Raw genomic sequence first — 15,740 nt, 5'->3', positions numbered from 1 at the left:
AATGCTAGGTGGTATTAAATGACCTTTCGTAAGTGCTCGGTGAAGGCTTGACTAAACAACGAATAACCTATCGAAGACGGGTGGCAATCATCACTAGACCACGTTTCAGAAGTTTTCTTTACATGGATTTGCGCACCTGCAGGTGGCACATGCTTGGTAAAAACGACTTTATACTGGTCATACACCCATGTGTAGTTACTCATGCTCAAGTCACCGTTAGGATCGGTCCAGCCGCGACGCGCGCCGCCAATGACATAACAACCATCAAGGTAACGCTCAACACCATTGACAACAACTGACCAGCCACGCATCGTCCAGTAGTTTTTGACTTCATTACCATTTTCGAAATACAACGGGAACTCGGATGATCCATCCCCTGTTTCACCACCGCCGGCGGTTATGTAAACCTGTAGGTCCGCAGCTGCATTTTCAGACCACTCACGCGTTACCGAGTAGTAGTCAATAAAATCCACTCCGAGCTGCTTGGCAATATGTTTGCCGTAGTCAGTGTACCCTTCTAATCGGCGAGTTCGCATATTCGGGACGCCACACGTTCCAATGCTCAAATGAGCGTTCGGGTTCGCTTCTCTTAGGTTAGTAATGACCGACTCAACATTATCGCCCCATTGCTTAAGTGACCTGACCTGGATAGTCTCAATCTCAGAGATTGAATCCATACCCCAGCCAAAATCATCCACCCTTAGTTCTGGTCCCCACTCAATACGGCGTGAAACCGCATCCCAGCTTTTGACCAGACGAACCGCCATAGAACGATTGTCCCCTTTCCACTGGCCAAACGTCACCACATCACCTGGCTGAATATCACCAATTTGAGTCGTGTCACTCTTTAACACGACATGAAATGGCCCTATTTCCTCGTAAGTAATTCGAGAATCGGAAACCAAATAGGTGCCGTCTTGGTTGTTTTGAATATCCTGAAGCCAAATCAATGAATCGACATCAAAAAGTTGCGCCTGAGACATCGTGGCATCCGTCCAGCACAAATACTCATTCGTACCCCAATCGTCGTTAGTGCATGACTCCATTGAAATATGAGTCGGCTTCCACTGACTGACTTTGTAATGACTTTTCAAGCTTTCGTAAGATGAAAGGAAATTACTTGCTTTAAAGCCACCGATACCCGCATTCATGATGTGGTGCATCTTGTTGGTCACAAAGTTCAAGTAAAGACGAGGAGAAGACGGATTAATTACTCTCGGGTCTGAACCTATGATCACCAATTTAGCATTCAGCGTCTGAACGGTAGGAAACTTAGCCGTGATAATGGCTCGATCATCCGTATGACGAAAATCAAGACCTGAAGAAAGACCGACAGGGTTCGCAGGGTCATAAGCAATGTTTCCATCACCATAGGTTGATTCGATGCCACTGCCTAAGTTCTTGCCAAGGTTGCCCACGGTCGAGAACATCGGCTTAATCGTCTCGCCATGATCAAATGTACATTCAATCACGGCGCCTGTGGTTTGGTTGGTTTTGAATGTCAACCAATGCGTGACTTCATGCTCTGCGCCAGACTCTTTGGTTCGGCGTACAATCATGTATTCCCAACCGTCCGGCCAGCTTCCACCATAACCGCCACTGTAAATACCTCCGTTCAGCACTTGGCCATTGCGCTTCACTTGGTGGTTATAGGTAAAGGGAACTTCCAGATCCCAAGAGCGCGTCGTTCCATCAGCATTCCACGACTTAACGACGCCTTCCGAAAAAGGTTCTTCGTTATAGGTAGAGAATCGTTCACATAGCTTGTCATTAACCCAAAGCTCAACGATGGCAGCGTGTTCATTGCCTCGTTCTTTACATAGCGCAAGGCTTACCTCATCACCGAGTAGAGTAAACTCGGTCGCGGTGTCTTTGCCCTCAAGGTATGCGATAGCGCCCTTGTACTGCATCGACTCAGATAAACGAACCGCATAACCCAACTGTTCGCCCAAGATGGTGGTGGCAACCTCATTACGCAGATAATCTTCAACCACTCCCACATACGAACTTTGTCCTACATAACCAGAACCCCAAGTAATTGAGCTGCCCATGCAAGCTAATCGAATGGCATTCCTGACTATAAGTGGCTTTGTTTCAACATCGAGGGTTGGGATCATGTCTGGGACAGCCCTAATCTCCACATAAGCAGGGTTAAGTAACAGTCGTGGGGTATTGGTGTTTTCAACCGTTCCATCGGCCATCTGACTCATGTCTACCCACAACTTACCGCTTACAGTGCTACCCACTGGCTTTAGCTCGAAAACGGTCTCACCATTTTCGTTGGGAGCATCAACACGACCAGAGGCAACAATTCGACGTTCATCATTGAATATGTCCACTTTAGTGCCGTAAGTAGTGGTGTTTTTCGTGATGATACCAATGCCGTAAGTCACCCCTTCTTTTATCCCAGTTAGATAAAACCCCTTAATGTAATTAGCGAGCAACGCTGAAAAAGAGTCCCAGTTAGGATGGTCTATTGCTGACGTTGCAAGCCACTGAGCTAAGTGAAAATCCTTTTCATGTTCTTTGACTTTTCGCTCTGCCGCCGATTCCCCGACGTTATTAGTACGTAAGTGAAGGGGAGCGCCACCTGGCAAGCCATTAATCAACGTGCCGCTCGATCCAATGCTTGTCCAATCTACTGTCATGTTGATGACAGCAGGGCCACCACTCCAAGTGCCTTTGATGGTTATTTCTGTTCCACCGTTAGTCTCAGCATCACCACGCCATGTCCCAATGGTATTGGTATCATCAGAAATCCAAATGCTGTCGTCAAAATCTGAAGGGCTCTTGGTAAACACCTGAACTCGAAGTTTATCCACGGTTAAGCCTGGTTCAGCCGCCACAATGTTTACTGACACAATGCTCTTGGCTACTTCGCTATACTCAGCCTTATTCAAGTTAGATGTGACGGTGTTGACCATAGGGAAGCTATTCGCCAACCACACTGAACGCGAAAGGTCCGCTAAACCTTCATTCGCTGAAAAATAAAGACGATGCTCATTTGTATTTACTAACATCGTGGGAAGGCCGGACACTGCACGAATGGCATCTGTATCCACCACTACACGAATAACACCACCAGGCCCATGGCACTCATATTGATAGTATTGCCCCAACTGAATTGGGTCTTGGCCAGAAATCGTTTCATACGACTCATCACTACCACTTTTAATGATCATCTTGTTGCCATACGTAGCATCATCAACGGCAAACGTAGCCAAACGATAGCGGTGCTTGACTTGCGGCAATGAGAAAGCATGACAAATAAAGTGCTTCATCCACTTTCTGTCATAACTTTCTGTGGGCGTATAAACTGAGAGGTTAGGTTCAAGACAACCACGCATCAGATCCAGTTTATTGTTAGTAGCTTGCGTTTCAATTCCGTAGTTCAACCACGCATTAGAAAAACCAAAAGCGGGGGAACCACCATTCCAAAGTAGGCCGTCTGGTAGTTCTCGGTAATCGATTAGAACATCAATAATTTGGTTAAAACTGGTCGAGGCATTTAGACGTATCCAAACAGGCCCGTCCTCCCAACCTTGAGGGCGAACTTCCGCACCAAAACGGTAGACATTGTTTGACTCGTCTCGAATGTAAAAACGATCTTCATAGGTAGCATCATTACTCGCCATAACCCACAAATAATGAGCCTCGGTAGGATTAATTAAATCATTTGCTTTTACGTCCTTGATCGCCCGAGTAATTGCTGAACGATTGGCTTCATACTCGTTATCCGTAGGCCCAAGGTCTTGGTACCACATGTTCGATTGGCTATCACGCAAACGTGATACAGTCTGATATAAATCATAGTCAGAACGCTCCCAGGCTGACCCTGTCCATCCATAAAGACCATTATTGTCACCATCTTTCCATACTTCGGCTAATGGCTTGTCGGCAGGAGGCGCTCCAGCAGCTAAAAGATCAGCTTTGGTTGCAAAAGCACCTCGCCCTTGCACCATTGCGCTTATCAAAGCCCATTCATCTTCAATGTCTTTAGCGATTGACTGAATTACTTCACCGTTATAACTGGCAAGAGCCGTTGGATCCTGACTCAATTTAACTTTTAGCGCTTCCACCGCTTCTTCAAATGAGGTTAATAAATCGGGAAAACTGGACATTAAGGTAACTCCATCATGGTGGTTTCTAGTTGAGCAATCAGCTCAGCAAAAGTGTTCGGGGCCAGCATAGTGTCCAGCAGAGTACCTTCATCAAGTTGTGGCACTTTCTTGATTTGCACAGTTGCTGTGTACTCCCAGAACTTGGCATTGACTGGCTTACGCTTATCTCTAGGGTCTTGGGTGATTAACACTTCGCATTGCTGGAGGTCATCGCTAAACGGCGTTTTAATGTCCATTAAAAACCAGCGACCGAGCAGCCAGTTATCCAGAGCCGATTCAAATAAATTTGCCATGCTGGTTTTCAACTTCCAGGTGGCTTTCATTTCTGATGGCCGGTTCGGTAGCTTTCTGGCGCGTTTTCGTCCCGTGCTAAACTCGGTGACCAATACGCCCGTGGACTGGTTCAAGCTCATATCAGTGAGCAGTGGTCGCGGTAACCCTTCAGGGTATGAGAACTTAACTGCCATATTGCTGTATCCTGAATCGGGTCTGCATGACCTGCGACGTTTGCGTGGATGACGATTGCAGTAGCTTCGCGACCTTGATATCTAAGGTGGTCATGTCACCATCACTGGACTGCTCCACAGTACCGGCACGAGAAGCATCCTCAACCAGATTGAGGGTGAGGTATAAATCACTTCCAACATTGTTAGTCGAGCTATTGTCAGAACGGTCAACACCAGAGACATTGACTGATACCGCATTGTCGTTCGCCGCAGGTGCGCCTACAGATGCAGTCATGGCAGCTCCCATCATGGCTTTCATCTGCTGCATCATATCGACCATCCAGCGGAAGTTATCGGCCTGAGTTGGGTTGAGTACCATCTCGTTTGCTTTCAGTAACCACGTACCTTCGTTTTCTCTTGGTACGCTTTTAATACCATCGTGGGCTTGGCCAAGAATTCCACTAAACGCTAGTGCTGATACCGACGCAGCTATAGGAGCAGTAGCGGTTAGCGCTAACCCCATAGCTCCAGGAGCCATTAGTGGACCAGTAATGGGGATTGCAGCAGTAGATGCGTAGGCGTTTAAGCCAGCCATCAGCGACATAGCTTGCGCTTGTGTCGACACCGCCATAGCACTCGCTGTCGCCGTTTCCATACCGACAAGCTTTTGTACTAACTGATAAGCAAGCCACTCAGATGCCATACGGCCTAAGGCATTAACAAAGCTTCGGCTCATGCCATCAGCTAAATTAGTCATGGCATCACCCAGATTCTCAGAGTCAAACAACATTCGCTCGAAAGCTGTTCCCATCCCGGAAGAAAAGCTATCTATCGTGTTTGCGGCCAACTGGTCGACATTCATCAGATTGCTTTGCATTGACTCAAGATAACGATCCCAAAAGCCTTGGTTATCTTCTTCTCTTTGCGCTTGAATCTCGTTTTCTATTTCTCGTAAACGAGTTTGGTGGTCGGCTTCCGCGATCTCCTGCTGTAGTCGATACTCTTGTTTCAGCTCAGATAGTGTTTCTTGGTTGTTTTGTGCATGAGTAACCGCTTTTTGATAGTGAGCTTCCATATCTTCCAAGCGAGCCTGATAGGCATATTGCTCCTGGATAACCGCCCTATTTTCGTAATCAGCTTCAATCGCTAGCCTTTGCAACCAAGCATTCTCTAATTCGTCGGTTTGAGCGTAAAACGCATCAATTGCGGCAGTGTCTTTTTTGTCCTTTTTAGTCGCTTCTTTAGCGTCAAGCGATTGCGCTTCAAGCATTAGCTTTTTAGCTAACTCTTCGTTGATGCCTTTTAGGGAGCCATGTTCCAACTCGTACTTAAGCTTTGCTGCGTGGGTCGTTTGGCCATAAAGCGCATTTTGCTTTTGCAGGTTGGCAAGCATCTTATTGGCGGATTCAGTTACCTTTTCGTCTTGAAGATCTTCGGGGTCAGGCTTATCGAGTGGACGAGTTCGAATTTCGTCGAGTTCTTCTTCAAGGCTGATGATTTCTTTACGTAGCTGGCTTTCTTCGCTTCTTAACACCGCAAGCTGCTTGTTGCGTTGTTCTATTTTGTTCGTACCGCGCTGATTATTGAGCGTCTCAATTTTCAGTTGAACTTCAGTCAGCCTAGCCATGCGCTCGGCCATACCTTGGTTAAGTCTCTTGGCTTCGAGCTTATCCATTTGACCAAGCAAGGATTCAATACTTTCGGAGAAACGAACTGTTTCGTCTGCAGCATCTGAATTGGACAACGCAAAATAACCGATAGCCCCTGCCGCCATCATGGCAATACCAGCAGGACCACCCAATATTCCTAATAAAGCAGAGCCAGCTCGACTGGCGATATTCAGACGACTTTGTGCAGCGGCAAGCGCACCTGTCGTCGTCACCAGGCTCTGACGAGCTGCGGTTAATTGTGCTTCTGCCCCAATAGCTCGAAATTTTTGGTTATTCGATTGGCGTAGCGTTTCAAGGTAACGAACTTCTATTTGCTGTTTGGCTGCCAGCGATTTCAGCTCAGCATAGTTGGCCTGTTCTTGTTTGTGAGTTGCCGCAATAGCTTGAAGTTTTGCTGTTGTGAGTACATAGACGGCAGCTGCACCTCGGCCCATCGCAGCAGACATGGACACACCCACAATCGTGGTTACCAGGTCAGCATTCTCGGCAAGTAACGTTAACGCGCCTGCGCTGCTTTCTGCGAATACGGTGAAGGAATCAGAGATAGGTTGCTCAAACGCGACGACGGCCTGTTGGTAAGCGCGGGCCATTTCTGCCGACTTAGCACTGACGTTATCTGCCGTTCTGGCGGCTGCGCCGTCGTAGTCCTGGAGCGCGGTTATCAAAGTCTCTTTAAAAAACTGGCTAGTCACTTGCCCGTCAACGATCATCTGACGGAATCCACCCGCAGCCAATCCGGCAGCTTTATCCAGTTTGTTTAGTAAGCCAGGCATGGTTTCAACCACCTGGTTTAACTCTTCCGCTCGGACAATCGGTGATGCAAGGGCTTGCGAGAGGCCATACATAGAGTTGCCAAGTTGGTCTGTTGTAGCACCAGTCTGGCTTTGTACGTTACTCATGCCCTCAAAGATATCTCGGACTTGATTCTGAGTAAGCAACCCAGCTTCTTGGAGGCTCGCTAACCTGGCGTAATTCCCCGCCATTGCGATGAGCGTTTTATTGTGGTCTTCAGAAACCTGGTTTAGGTACTGCTCCGTTTCAATCCATTCTTGTTGGCCGCCAACGAGAGCAGTGATTTGAGTGCGGATATCCTGGTATTGCGCCAATGAGTCTTTGGCTTGCTGAGCAGCAAACAGAGCAGAGAATCCACCGGCTAAACCGAGCACCTGATTTTTCAGGCTCCCCATCTCTCCAGTGAGCTTGTCGGATTCGCGGCTAAGCCCTGAGAGTTTGCCTTGTGTTTTACCCGCATCACCACCGAGTTGATCAACAGCATTACCAGCTTGTTTTACCTGGCCGATAAACTGCTTGTTTTCAGCGTCAAAACGCAGAGTGAATTTAAGATCATTGTTCACGTTGGTTCAGCTCCTCGGCCAAGGTTCGGGCGATCACTTTGAGCTTCTGATATTGCTCGGGCGAGTAAGTGGAGTCAGACAACTCCATATCGGCTTTAACGGCCAGCACATCCATGCCCAGACATGCGGTACCGTTAAATTTGAGAAAACCAGGAATAGAAAACCACCACTGCACCACTTCTAAGTGCTCTTCCCATAGTTCAATGGTTTCATCGTGGGCGTCCTGAATATCCTGAACCCCCCACAGTGTTAACTCTTCTTCCCAGCTGTCTTCATCTTGTTTGGTGGCATTACGGCGGCGCATTAACGTGCGCACCGCCTCTATGAGTTTTTTTCTGCAGCCTGCCCTGAGTTAGCCTGCAAGTAAGCATCGACAACCGCTTTGATAAAAGCAGGATTGCCGAGCAAGATATCGAGATTCTCGTCGCTGAACGTCATCACCTCGCCGTCTGCGTCACCAATACCAGACCAGCCTTTAACGACCTGCTTAACGTTCTCTTTGAAATAGCGCAGGACTTTGTCACTTTGTTCGACATCGAGCAGGAGTAAATCGAGAGTAATGTTGTGAGTCTCAACTTTGCCATCATCGACGGCTACAGATACCGTGGCAGGCCAGTTTTTAACAAGGCGTTCCTTTTGAACTTTAAACATGGAGTGCTCCTTTAAACAGTCAGTTAAATGCGTTTAAACGGTGTTTAACGCGTGGTAATTAAATCCACATTGCTGATTGGGATAAGTGGAATCGATAAGGTTTGAGTGCCATCTTGCTCGCCATACGTTGGACGGCCTAACTGCACTTTTGAACTGGACCACTCGACCTGATTACCGATAGGACCATTGGCAAACGTAATGCTGTGCGTTGCCCCTGACTCTGCTTTGGCGAACGCATCCCACGTTGTCTGGTCTGGCGCTTCAATGACGATGGTTCCCGTTGGTGCGTAATCCGTAATGATGATTTCTTCGTGCCCAACGTACTCCTGATACACCACCGAGTTAGCCTGGTCATATTCGAGGCTAATCATCTTGAGTGGCGTACCATCAATGGCGAACGAGGAGTTTTGCACACCAATCTTTAGTGGGGTCTGCCACACATCGAAGTTCGCTGCTGGTAATACGGCACTTTCAACCGGGCTAAACAAACCGCTGAAGGTAAACTTGATACCACCGAAGTTTTTCGCCTGGGCACTGATGGACAACGAGCCACGAGCACCCGTGACTTTATGCAGTGCACCGGACTGGTAGAAATAAAAGGTAAGGGATTCTGTCGAGTCTTCATCAATCACATAGCGACATTCCGCAGCATCGGTCTCAGTCTTACGCAAACAGGCTGAGAGTAAATCCGCATAAGGCGCAGCGGTAGCGACAGCGCTGCTCGCCGATAAGTCGACAGTGAATTCCAGCGTGACATACAACTCAGTCACAATCTGTTGTGAGTTACCGAGCTGGCCGTTGTCATATTCCAGTGACTGCGATTCACCCGCCATCGGAGTAATGGAGAACTCACGCCCAAGCAAATATTGAGGAGAACCAGCTGCAATGGCATCAACGCCATAAGTGGATTCCACAGCAAAGGCGAGAATTTTCTTTCGTTCTTTACGAGCCATAACGATTCTGATCCTCTGTGTATTCAGTAATAAATTGGTCGAACCAATCCGCTCGACCATTCGAGATGCCCATGAGTCGCCCGGGTCCTAACCAGAAAGGCTCATATTCATCATCCGGCGTCCAACCAAACAGACGTTGGCGAAGTTCTTTTCGCAGCGGCTGCCAGTCAATCGGTTTGCTGTTGGTGCTTTTGGTGACGATAACCACGCCAACCGTGGCTACGCAGTCTTGAAGGTACAACCCACTGCCACGTACATCCGGCTTAGGGCTGTCACTGACCAAAAACACAAACAAGGCTGGCGTTCTGAGCAGCGCAGACTTCTTCTCATGAAGCTGAGTGAGCGAATCAATTTCTTTCACATCGATCCAAGGCGGCTTGCCGTTACTTTGGTCTTTAAGCCGCTCAATGGTGAGTTGAATTAAATCGCTGTCCATCAGATAAAGCCCTTGCTGTTTTGGCGAGCGAAGACACTGCCTGATGAAACCATCTGCGCGGTACTGGTCGGCGCTGGGCGTTCACTATCGGAATTAATGCCCAATTGCACCTTGCCATTACCCACTTGTTTCAGGTATTCAATCGCATCGCGATAGCGTTTGGTGACTTGGTGCTCATCGCCCAGCTGGTCGTCATACAAGAAGTAGCGAGCCAAATCGCAAGCCATGCGCAGCAAGATGGAAGGCACGCTAGACAATGGCAGTTGATAGCGGCCTCCAATGTAACCATCAATAGTGGCACTCGCGTCGGTAATGGCTTGGTCAAGAACGGCATCGACAATGGCACCTGTGCTACCGTCCTTGTCCGTTAGTTCAATCAACTCGTCGAGACTAAAGCGAGTGATCATGTCGTCGCGAGTACAGTACTTCATCGGTTACTCACCTTTCTCTTCGTCGTCAGACTTACCATCAAGGTTTGCTTCACTTGCCTGGAAGGTTTCCCATGCTTCGTCGCGTTCTGCAGCAGACACTTTGGTTTGCATCAGTTCACTAAGCGCTTCCGTTGCCGGCTTACCACTTGTGGTGAAATGCTCGGTATTGCTTGGGTCGAGTCGCTGGATGGCTTCGACTAGATTGGCAGGAAGAGCGCTATCGCCCAGGTCGCCGTCGGATTGGTTACCACCCGTTGACTCATTAAGCGGGGAACTTGAAAGCGCATCTTCAGCCAAAGTGACTTTAAGTCGTGGATCGGCTTTAAGCTGAACCAGCTGAGTTTGGGTAATGGAATCAGGTTTGAGGGTGTTTTCCCCTTTAGAAAACGCCATACCTGCACGGCGATAGCCTGTATGCGCGTGACAAATGACCATAATCGAAGAGGCGATAAGAGTTTTTTCAGCCATGACATAAGCTCTCCATAATTCAATGACAAAAGGAAAGCTGGCAAAGGTGACTAAGCCAGCTTAAATCTGACTTACGGCAACCAAGGCACCACAAGCACTTCCACCGCTTTGAAGTTGGTGTTGCTTTCACCTTGTGCTTTATTTTCCGCTTCGACGACTTTCTTCGCCGCACTGCGATTCGATGGACCAACAATCAACAGGTTCGGCATGATGCCCAGTGGACGGCCTTTGTCTGACTTAAAACCCATCATGGTTTCCATTGCGGTATCGAAGTTCGCATCCGTTAAATCCGCTTTAGAGGCAAACGCCTGCTGCCAGAAACCAAAGCCCCAGTTACCGCGAGCATCCACGCCGTACAGGAACTCATCCAGCATGTAGACGTGATCACTGTTGGAAGCATCGGTCTTGTTATTCAGGTTGTAGTCTTTGCGGCGCTGATAAATCAGAGGTTTCAGAGGTCGCGAGGTATCGAGTAGGAACCACGCCTCTCCGGCACCTGCCTGCATGTTAGAAACAGATTGCTCTTGGCCTTCATCACCTACTGGGTGGTCAGTATCAAAGAAGTTCTGACCGTCGTAACATAGGTTGTCAAAACCAGCCAACAGCAATGCAAACAGCATTTCATCTGGGTGTGTCGCCGCTGCATAACCCATGTCCTGGAACTTCGGCATCAGTACGCCATAGGTATCGTCTTCGACGTAGTCACGTGGGATACCTTCCGTCGCTTCAAACTTTTTGTTTGGTAGCGTGTAGCCATGCGACTTCATGCGATTGATTTGACGCTCTCCAATCCACTCACGTAAGCGAGAGAACTCACCTAGCCAGGCATAAGTTTCGACTGAAGTTGTTGACGGTACTAAGGTCGCAATTTTTGGCCACAATTGTGTGTAACCTTGTCGCCCCATCTGGAAGTTGGACTTAACCGCCGTATAGAGAACGCTGAGATTCGCTCCGCTTGTTTTCATCTTTCTCTCCTGAGAACTAATTCACTAAAGGATCACGCGTTAAGCGCTATACCACTGCAGGTTGCACCCACACCAAATCGCCATCGACTTCGCTCACTACACCCGCTGTTGGGCGAGATGCGGCAGAATCATCAATGGACACGCTGTTTTCCGTGCTGAAATACACCGTGGTGCCAACGTGGCTGTCATCGATGTCGCCCGAGTTCAACAAAGCGATTTGTTGCTTCTCGACTTCGACTTTTAATGCACCGTCAGCACCTGCGCTGTTGTCGGTGTTAAACGTGGCGATACCAGCAAACTTGGACGTACCACCTGCGCTAGCAAACGGCACGGCTAAACCTGCTGTGAGAAACACCGGAGAACATGCTGCCACCACTGCAGCTGCCGCCAGTGGGTAGGCACCTTTTAAACCTGATCGACGTGCGAAAACTGAGCTCATTTATGCTTCCTCTTGCTTGGTGGCGAGGTACTGCTCTTTGGTTAAGCCTGTCGCTTTGAGCACCGCCTGTTCGGTTTCGGATAGGTCATCTTCATTGACCTGTTCTTGAGGTGGCTTTTTGCCTTGGGTTTGAGTGGCTTTTAATGCCGCGATAGCTGGACGCGCATCGAGCATCGCTTTAAGGGATGCAACACCTTGCTGCTCACCAAACTGAGTGAGGTATGCCATTTCGGCTTCAACCACTTTGCCATCTTGCTTTGCGGTATCGATTAGCGAGGTGATGCTGGTTTGGTCTGAATCCGCTTTTAAAACTGCCAGCTCACCGACTACGCCGTTGTAAGCATCAATAGGTACGAACTTGGATAAGTCGACCTTGTCATCTTGTGCAGAGAGCGTTGCCACTTGTGTCTCCAGACCATCGACCTTATCGGCTTTTGTCTGCAGCGCATCGATGGCCGATAACGCCGCCATTGCCATTTCGTCAGTGAGTTCGCCGTCGACCGTGATACCCAGTCGGGCTAACAGCTTTTTGAGTGCTTCGTTCACGAATGCATCCTCCGTTTCGCCATAGAGATTTACGTCCACTCCGTTCTTAGAGAGACGCACATTGAAATCCGCTGCCAGCGCTGCGACCGACTCCATCTTGGTAATACCAGGATCGTTGGTAATGGCTGCCATGCGTAAATAGAGAGGTTTGCCCGATGTGTCGTAAGGGAAAACTGCCGAGAGAAACGCATACTCTTTCTCGTCAATCATCGACTGGGCTTTGGATGTCCATTCAGGACGGATGTAGATACCTTGACCTTCACGCCACTCGATATCGGTAGAGGCAGTTAGCCAGGCTGCAGCAGGTGCTCTTTTTCCTGTCTGTTCGACATAAAGGGTTTGGTGGTCATAATCGACCAGGACTTTATCGCGAAGCGCTTTGGTTGCTGCGATAAAAGCTTTTGCACCATCAGCATCTAAATGCCAGTGACCGTCTGCAGTATCAGAAGGTCGACCATCAGGCGCTTTAAACTTGCCAGCTGGCAGCAGCTGATACCAACCATCATCATGCGTTGATAAATCGGCAGTCAGTACCGCTAACGGCTCATTGCCCTTATTGGCAGAGAGTACCGCTTGTGCGATTGGGTGAGGTGTAAAGGTATGTGTTTTCATGCCCTCCATAATGAAGGGCATGCGGGGTTAGTTGAGATTCACGTTGGTGGGTTTAACTTTCGAGGAGAGTTCTAGCAATCTTTTTATAAGCCTCCACTTGAGATGCCTCCAAATCGTTAAAATCCAACGTATCTACTTTCGGCCATGTTGCAGAAAAATCCAGTAGATACCCCATTTTTTCAGAAGGTTCATAGTCCTGGTCAAATTGAAATAGAGTATCTATACGTTTAAACACATCTACGAACTGCTTTACATAATCCGAGAAATCACTATCCCAACCTGTATTACGTGACAAAGAACACTTAAAATCACCATTATATGTAGACTTCATGCTGAACTTAGTTTCAATTTCCTTATGTAAGTTTTCTAAGCTATTGAGTGCGCCTTGATAGGAAGACTCTTCGACCAACACAGAAATGTAGCCTGCAAAGGCACTTATATAACTGTCTAAACTATGGGTACACTCAGGATTAATCTGAAATTTTTGATGTCTACTATTTGGGAAAAACCAATGGTGGATTCGAACCCTTTGGGCAGGAATAAAGTAATATCCTTCGGCTATATCTTCCACGTGCTTCAAGAACTCTTCTTTGTGCTTGTAATAATTCGCGAAGTCATTTTGCACGCGAGCTTCTTCTATCTGTTTTTTGGTCTGTTCAGAACGGTGATTAGCCCCGATTAACCCCAGAACGGCTAGATAGAACGCCAATATACTTCCAGGCACTTTCATTGCGTCGAGGAAAAAGAACTTGAGCCCTTCTACATCGAGCTTCCAATCTAACGTGGATGTATCGAACAAGGTAACCAGAAACGTAAAGAGGAACACGCTACCAAAAATGGCGCTCACAAACCTGACCAGTCTTAAACCAAAAAACCTTACATCAGGTTGCTCTTCTGATAGTGACGTAAAATAATTATTTAGTGACTCGACATAGTTCTTCATTTTATATCCACTTCTTTTATAGTCTCGGCAAGTTCTTGGCGGCGAAGATTTAACTTAAACTTTCTGGCAATCTCACGTTCAGCGACTTCGTAATTGAGTGTGATACTATTTGCCAAAACTCCCAGCCGGCCGTCCCAAACGGCACTATTTGAAAAAGCGATGATAGAACGCAAAACTTTCGCAAATTCTACTAAGTCTAAAATAAAATCCTTATTTATCTTAATTTTCTGTGTGCGGTCTAACGATGAAAAGTTTGCGATATCTTGCCGTATGACATTCTTCATACCAAACAGGCTCTGAGCAGAAAACAAATAACTTAGCTCTTCAGGCAAATTAGCAAAATAGCTCTCGCTATTTGCGCGTTTCATATCTTTATCAGCAGCTATTAGAAAATCATGCACTATTTCCAGCTCTTCGCTATCAATATTATAGTCGCCGAACGCATAGGCTCGTGAGAATAGATTATCGTGAATCATGCGGATATTAGTCATGTCTATTTGCTTTCGTACTTCCAAACCTTCAACGTGCTTTTTGAATTCTTCTAAGTGCTTAAAGTAGTTTGCAAATCGGTTTTGCTCTCCCGTTGCAGAGATTTGTTTCTTGGTCTGTTCTGAGCGATGATTCAAACCAATCAAACCCAATATCGGTAACGCAAAGCCCGCAACGGCGACTGGAGCTTTAAAAAGCTCAAATACTAAATAATTAACTCCATCACTAGTAAAACTTGGTTTTAGAGCTATCGACTCGTTCAAACTGATCATAAAGGTAACGGCAAACGCGATACCAAAAGACCAAAGTACTACCTTGGTAAGCTTTAGACTAAAAAAACGCTCTTCCGGTTGCTCTTCAAATAGTGACTTAAAATAGTTCTTCATTTTATATCCATGCCTGACGTTTAAGCCAAAATGGTAATCCATGCTCACTTATAAAGTCGAGACGTGTTTAAACCCCGTTTAAAATTGTTTATTTTGAATTTAACCGCCATCACATGAGGCATTGCACCAATTATTACGTTAATGCGCTTAGAATCGCTTACAGCGCGTTTTATTCTTGGAGTAAAAAGTCAGACAGGATGTCGTAGATTTCGGCTTTATCGTCATCGTCCACACCTAACCAGGGACGGGCAGGAATGGCGGCATTGGCAGGTCGCATATCTTCACTGCCACCGAAGTGGTGAATCGCGCCGTATTCGGTCGGTGTACCAAAGAACAGGTTAGAGCCGGTGGCAATGTAACTGAGGTTGCCGCTTAAGATACTGTTCAGGGTTAAGATATCATTTTGGCGCTTGGGCTTTCTGGCTTGGTAGGCTGGTGACAGCGGAGCCCACGGTTCACCATCGGGGCTAACCTGATCCCTAAAGCGTTGGTCGTGGCTGAGCAATAGCATTTCACCAATATCTTGAAAGGCCGGTTGCAGACTGGTGCCCTGCTTTAAAAGCTGATTAAAGCGACGCTGCAGCTTTTGGCTCTCTTCAAACTTAAGGGTGTAATTCACTCCAGCCATTAGATTTCACCCATAGAAAGCAATACGTACTGCTCATACACTTCAGGGTCGGCGTGGCTAATCAATACCGTGTATAAATCACCAATGCGATCCGCCTCTTCGCCTTTTGCTTTTGATAGCAGCGCATCGTATTGCTGAAGGTTTTCAAGAGTCACTGGCGGTCTGGTGAGTTCGAGTGCTTGTTCGTAGATATTCATAATA

At 47.4% G+C, this 15,740-nt stretch carries 16 protein-coding genes; all 16 read right to left on the bottom strand.

What is annotated here, in order from left to right; translation table 11 throughout:
- Positions 1-14: 14 nt before the first annotated feature.
- Positions 15-4,121: a hypothetical protein gene (locus tag R7D93_RS04965; RefSeq protein WP_140249231.1), complete on the bottom strand. Its 4,107-nt coding sequence runs from the start codon at positions 4,119-4,121 to the stop codon at positions 15-17.
- Positions 4,121-4,588, bottom strand: a complete 468-nt coding sequence (locus tag R7D93_RS04960) for a hypothetical protein (protein ID WP_140249230.1) — start codon at positions 4,586-4,588, stop codon at positions 4,121-4,123. The genes R7D93_RS04965 and R7D93_RS04960 overlap by 1 nt, the downstream gene beginning before the upstream one ends.
- Positions 4,578-7,592: a tape measure protein gene (locus R7D93_RS04955; RefSeq protein WP_225495428.1), complete on the bottom strand. Its 3,015-nt coding sequence runs from the start codon at positions 7,590-7,592 to the stop codon at positions 4,578-4,580. The genes R7D93_RS04960 and R7D93_RS04955 overlap by 11 nt, the downstream gene beginning before the upstream one ends.
- Positions 7,582-7,896: a DUF1799 domain-containing protein gene (locus R7D93_RS04950; RefSeq protein WP_140249228.1), complete on the bottom strand. Its 315-nt coding sequence runs from the start codon at positions 7,894-7,896 to the stop codon at positions 7,582-7,584. The genes R7D93_RS04955 and R7D93_RS04950 overlap by 11 nt, the downstream gene beginning before the upstream one ends.
- 17 nt (positions 7,897-7,913) lie before the next feature.
- Entirely contained in the window at positions 7,914-8,243 is a 330-nt protein-coding gene (locus R7D93_RS04945; protein WP_140249227.1) for a hypothetical protein, read from the bottom strand.
- Between the two features lie 44 nt (positions 8,244-8,287).
- Positions 8,288-9,196, bottom strand: a complete 909-nt coding sequence (locus R7D93_RS04940; protein WP_140249226.1) for a hypothetical protein — start codon at positions 9,194-9,196, stop codon at positions 8,288-8,290.
- On the bottom strand, positions 9,186-9,632 hold the full coding sequence (locus R7D93_RS04935; protein WP_065297113.1) for a hypothetical protein: 447 nt from the start codon (positions 9,630-9,632) through the stop codon (positions 9,186-9,188). The genes R7D93_RS04940 and R7D93_RS04935 overlap by 11 nt, the downstream gene beginning before the upstream one ends.
- Entirely contained in the window at positions 9,632-10,063 is a 432-nt protein-coding gene (locus R7D93_RS04930; RefSeq protein ID WP_140249225.1) for a gp436 family protein, read from the bottom strand. Before R7D93_RS04930 ends, R7D93_RS04935 begins: the two co-directional genes overlap by 1 nt.
- Positions 10,064-10,066: 3 nt before the next feature.
- Positions 10,067-10,531: an HI1506-related protein gene (locus tag R7D93_RS04925; RefSeq protein ID WP_219577303.1), complete on the bottom strand. Its 465-nt coding sequence runs from the start codon at positions 10,529-10,531 to the stop codon at positions 10,067-10,069.
- A 71-nt stretch (positions 10,532-10,602) separates the two neighbouring features.
- Positions 10,603-11,496: a Mu-like prophage major head subunit gpT family protein gene (locus R7D93_RS04920; RefSeq protein WP_140249224.1), complete on the bottom strand. Its 894-nt coding sequence runs from the start codon at positions 11,494-11,496 to the stop codon at positions 10,603-10,605.
- Between the two features lie 46 nt (positions 11,497-11,542).
- Positions 11,543-11,935 (bottom strand): hypothetical protein, encoded by a 393-nt coding sequence (locus R7D93_RS04915; protein WP_140249223.1) that lies wholly within the window; start codon positions 11,933-11,935, stop codon positions 11,543-11,545.
- Entirely contained in the window at positions 11,936-13,093 is a 1,158-nt protein-coding gene (locus R7D93_RS04910) for a phage protease (RefSeq protein ID WP_140249222.1), read from the bottom strand.
- A gap of 52 nt (positions 13,094-13,145) precedes the next feature.
- Positions 13,146-14,036: a hypothetical protein gene (locus tag R7D93_RS04905; protein ID WP_140249221.1), complete on the bottom strand. Its 891-nt coding sequence runs from the start codon at positions 14,034-14,036 to the stop codon at positions 13,146-13,148.
- On the bottom strand, positions 14,033-14,911 hold the full coding sequence (locus tag R7D93_RS04900) for a hypothetical protein (RefSeq protein ID WP_140249220.1): 879 nt from the start codon (positions 14,909-14,911) through the stop codon (positions 14,033-14,035). The genes R7D93_RS04905 and R7D93_RS04900 overlap by 4 nt, the downstream gene beginning before the upstream one ends.
- Positions 14,912-15,080: 169 nt before the next feature.
- Complete coding sequence (locus R7D93_RS04895) at positions 15,081-15,539, bottom strand: phage virion morphogenesis protein (protein ID WP_140249219.1); 459 nt, start codon at positions 15,537-15,539, stop codon at positions 15,081-15,083.
- Positions 15,539-15,736, bottom strand: a complete 198-nt coding sequence (locus tag R7D93_RS04890) for a hypothetical protein (RefSeq protein ID WP_140249218.1) — start codon at positions 15,734-15,736, stop codon at positions 15,539-15,541. Before R7D93_RS04890 ends, R7D93_RS04895 begins: the two co-directional genes overlap by 1 nt.
- Between the last annotated feature and the right edge of the window lie 4 nt (positions 15,737-15,740).

It is taken from the genome of Vibrio sp. YT-15, from assembly GCF_033337445.1.
In the GTDB taxonomy this organism is placed as follows: Bacteria; Pseudomonadota; Gammaproteobacteria; order Enterobacterales; family Vibrionaceae; genus Vibrio; species Vibrio alginolyticus.
The sequence above is the reverse complement of the archived record's forward strand: the minus strand, read 5'-3'. Positions and strand labels throughout refer to the sequence as shown.

Excerpts from the sequence above, each read along its gene's own strand:
- R7D93_RS04900 (WP_140249220.1), bottom strand. The coding sequence starts at position 14,911 with ATGAAGAACTATTTTAAGTCACTATTTGAAGAGCAACCGGAAGAGCGT.
- R7D93_RS04905 (WP_140249221.1), bottom strand. The coding sequence starts at position 14,036 with ATGAAGAACTATGTCGAGTCACTAAATAATTATTTTACGTCACTATCA.
- R7D93_RS04965 (WP_140249231.1), bottom strand. The coding sequence starts at position 4,121 with ATGTCCAGTTTTCCCGATTTATTAACCTCATTTGAAGAAGCGGTGGAA.
- R7D93_RS04925 (WP_219577303.1), bottom strand. The coding sequence starts at position 10,531 with ATGGCTGAAAAAACTCTTATCGCCTCTTCGATTATGGTCATTTGTCAC.
- R7D93_RS04950 (WP_140249228.1), bottom strand. The coding sequence starts at position 7,896 with ATGCGCCGCCGTAATGCCACCAAACAAGATGAAGACAGCTGGGAAGAA.
- R7D93_RS04930 (WP_140249225.1), bottom strand. The coding sequence starts at position 10,063 with ATGAAGTACTGTACTCGCGACGACATGATCACTCGCTTTAGTCTCGAC.
- R7D93_RS04935 (WP_065297113.1), bottom strand. The coding sequence starts at position 9,632 with ATGGACAGCGATTTAATTCAACTCACCATTGAGCGGCTTAAAGACCAA.
- R7D93_RS04940 (WP_140249226.1), bottom strand. The coding sequence starts at position 9,196 with ATGGCTCGTAAAGAACGAAAGAAAATTCTCGCCTTTGCTGTGGAATCC.
- R7D93_RS04890 (WP_140249218.1), bottom strand. The coding sequence starts at position 15,736 with ATGAATATCTACGAACAAGCACTCGAACTCACCAGACCGCCAGTGACT.
- R7D93_RS04915 (WP_140249223.1), bottom strand. The coding sequence starts at position 11,935 with ATGAGCTCAGTTTTCGCACGTCGATCAGGTTTAAAAGGTGCCTACCCA.
- R7D93_RS04960 (WP_140249230.1), bottom strand. The coding sequence starts at position 4,588 with ATGGCAGTTAAGTTCTCATACCCTGAAGGGTTACCGCGACCACTGCTC.
- R7D93_RS04910 (WP_140249222.1), bottom strand. The coding sequence starts at position 13,093 with ATGAAAACACATACCTTTACACCTCACCCAATCGCACAAGCGGTACTC.
- R7D93_RS04920 (WP_140249224.1), bottom strand. The coding sequence starts at position 11,496 with ATGAAAACAAGCGGAGCGAATCTCAGCGTTCTCTATACGGCGGTTAAG.
- R7D93_RS04945 (WP_140249227.1), bottom strand. The coding sequence starts at position 8,243 with ATGTTTAAAGTTCAAAAGGAACGCCTTGTTAAAAACTGGCCTGCCACG.
- R7D93_RS04895 (WP_140249219.1), bottom strand. The coding sequence starts at position 15,539 with ATGGCTGGAGTGAATTACACCCTTAAGTTTGAAGAGAGCCAAAAGCTG.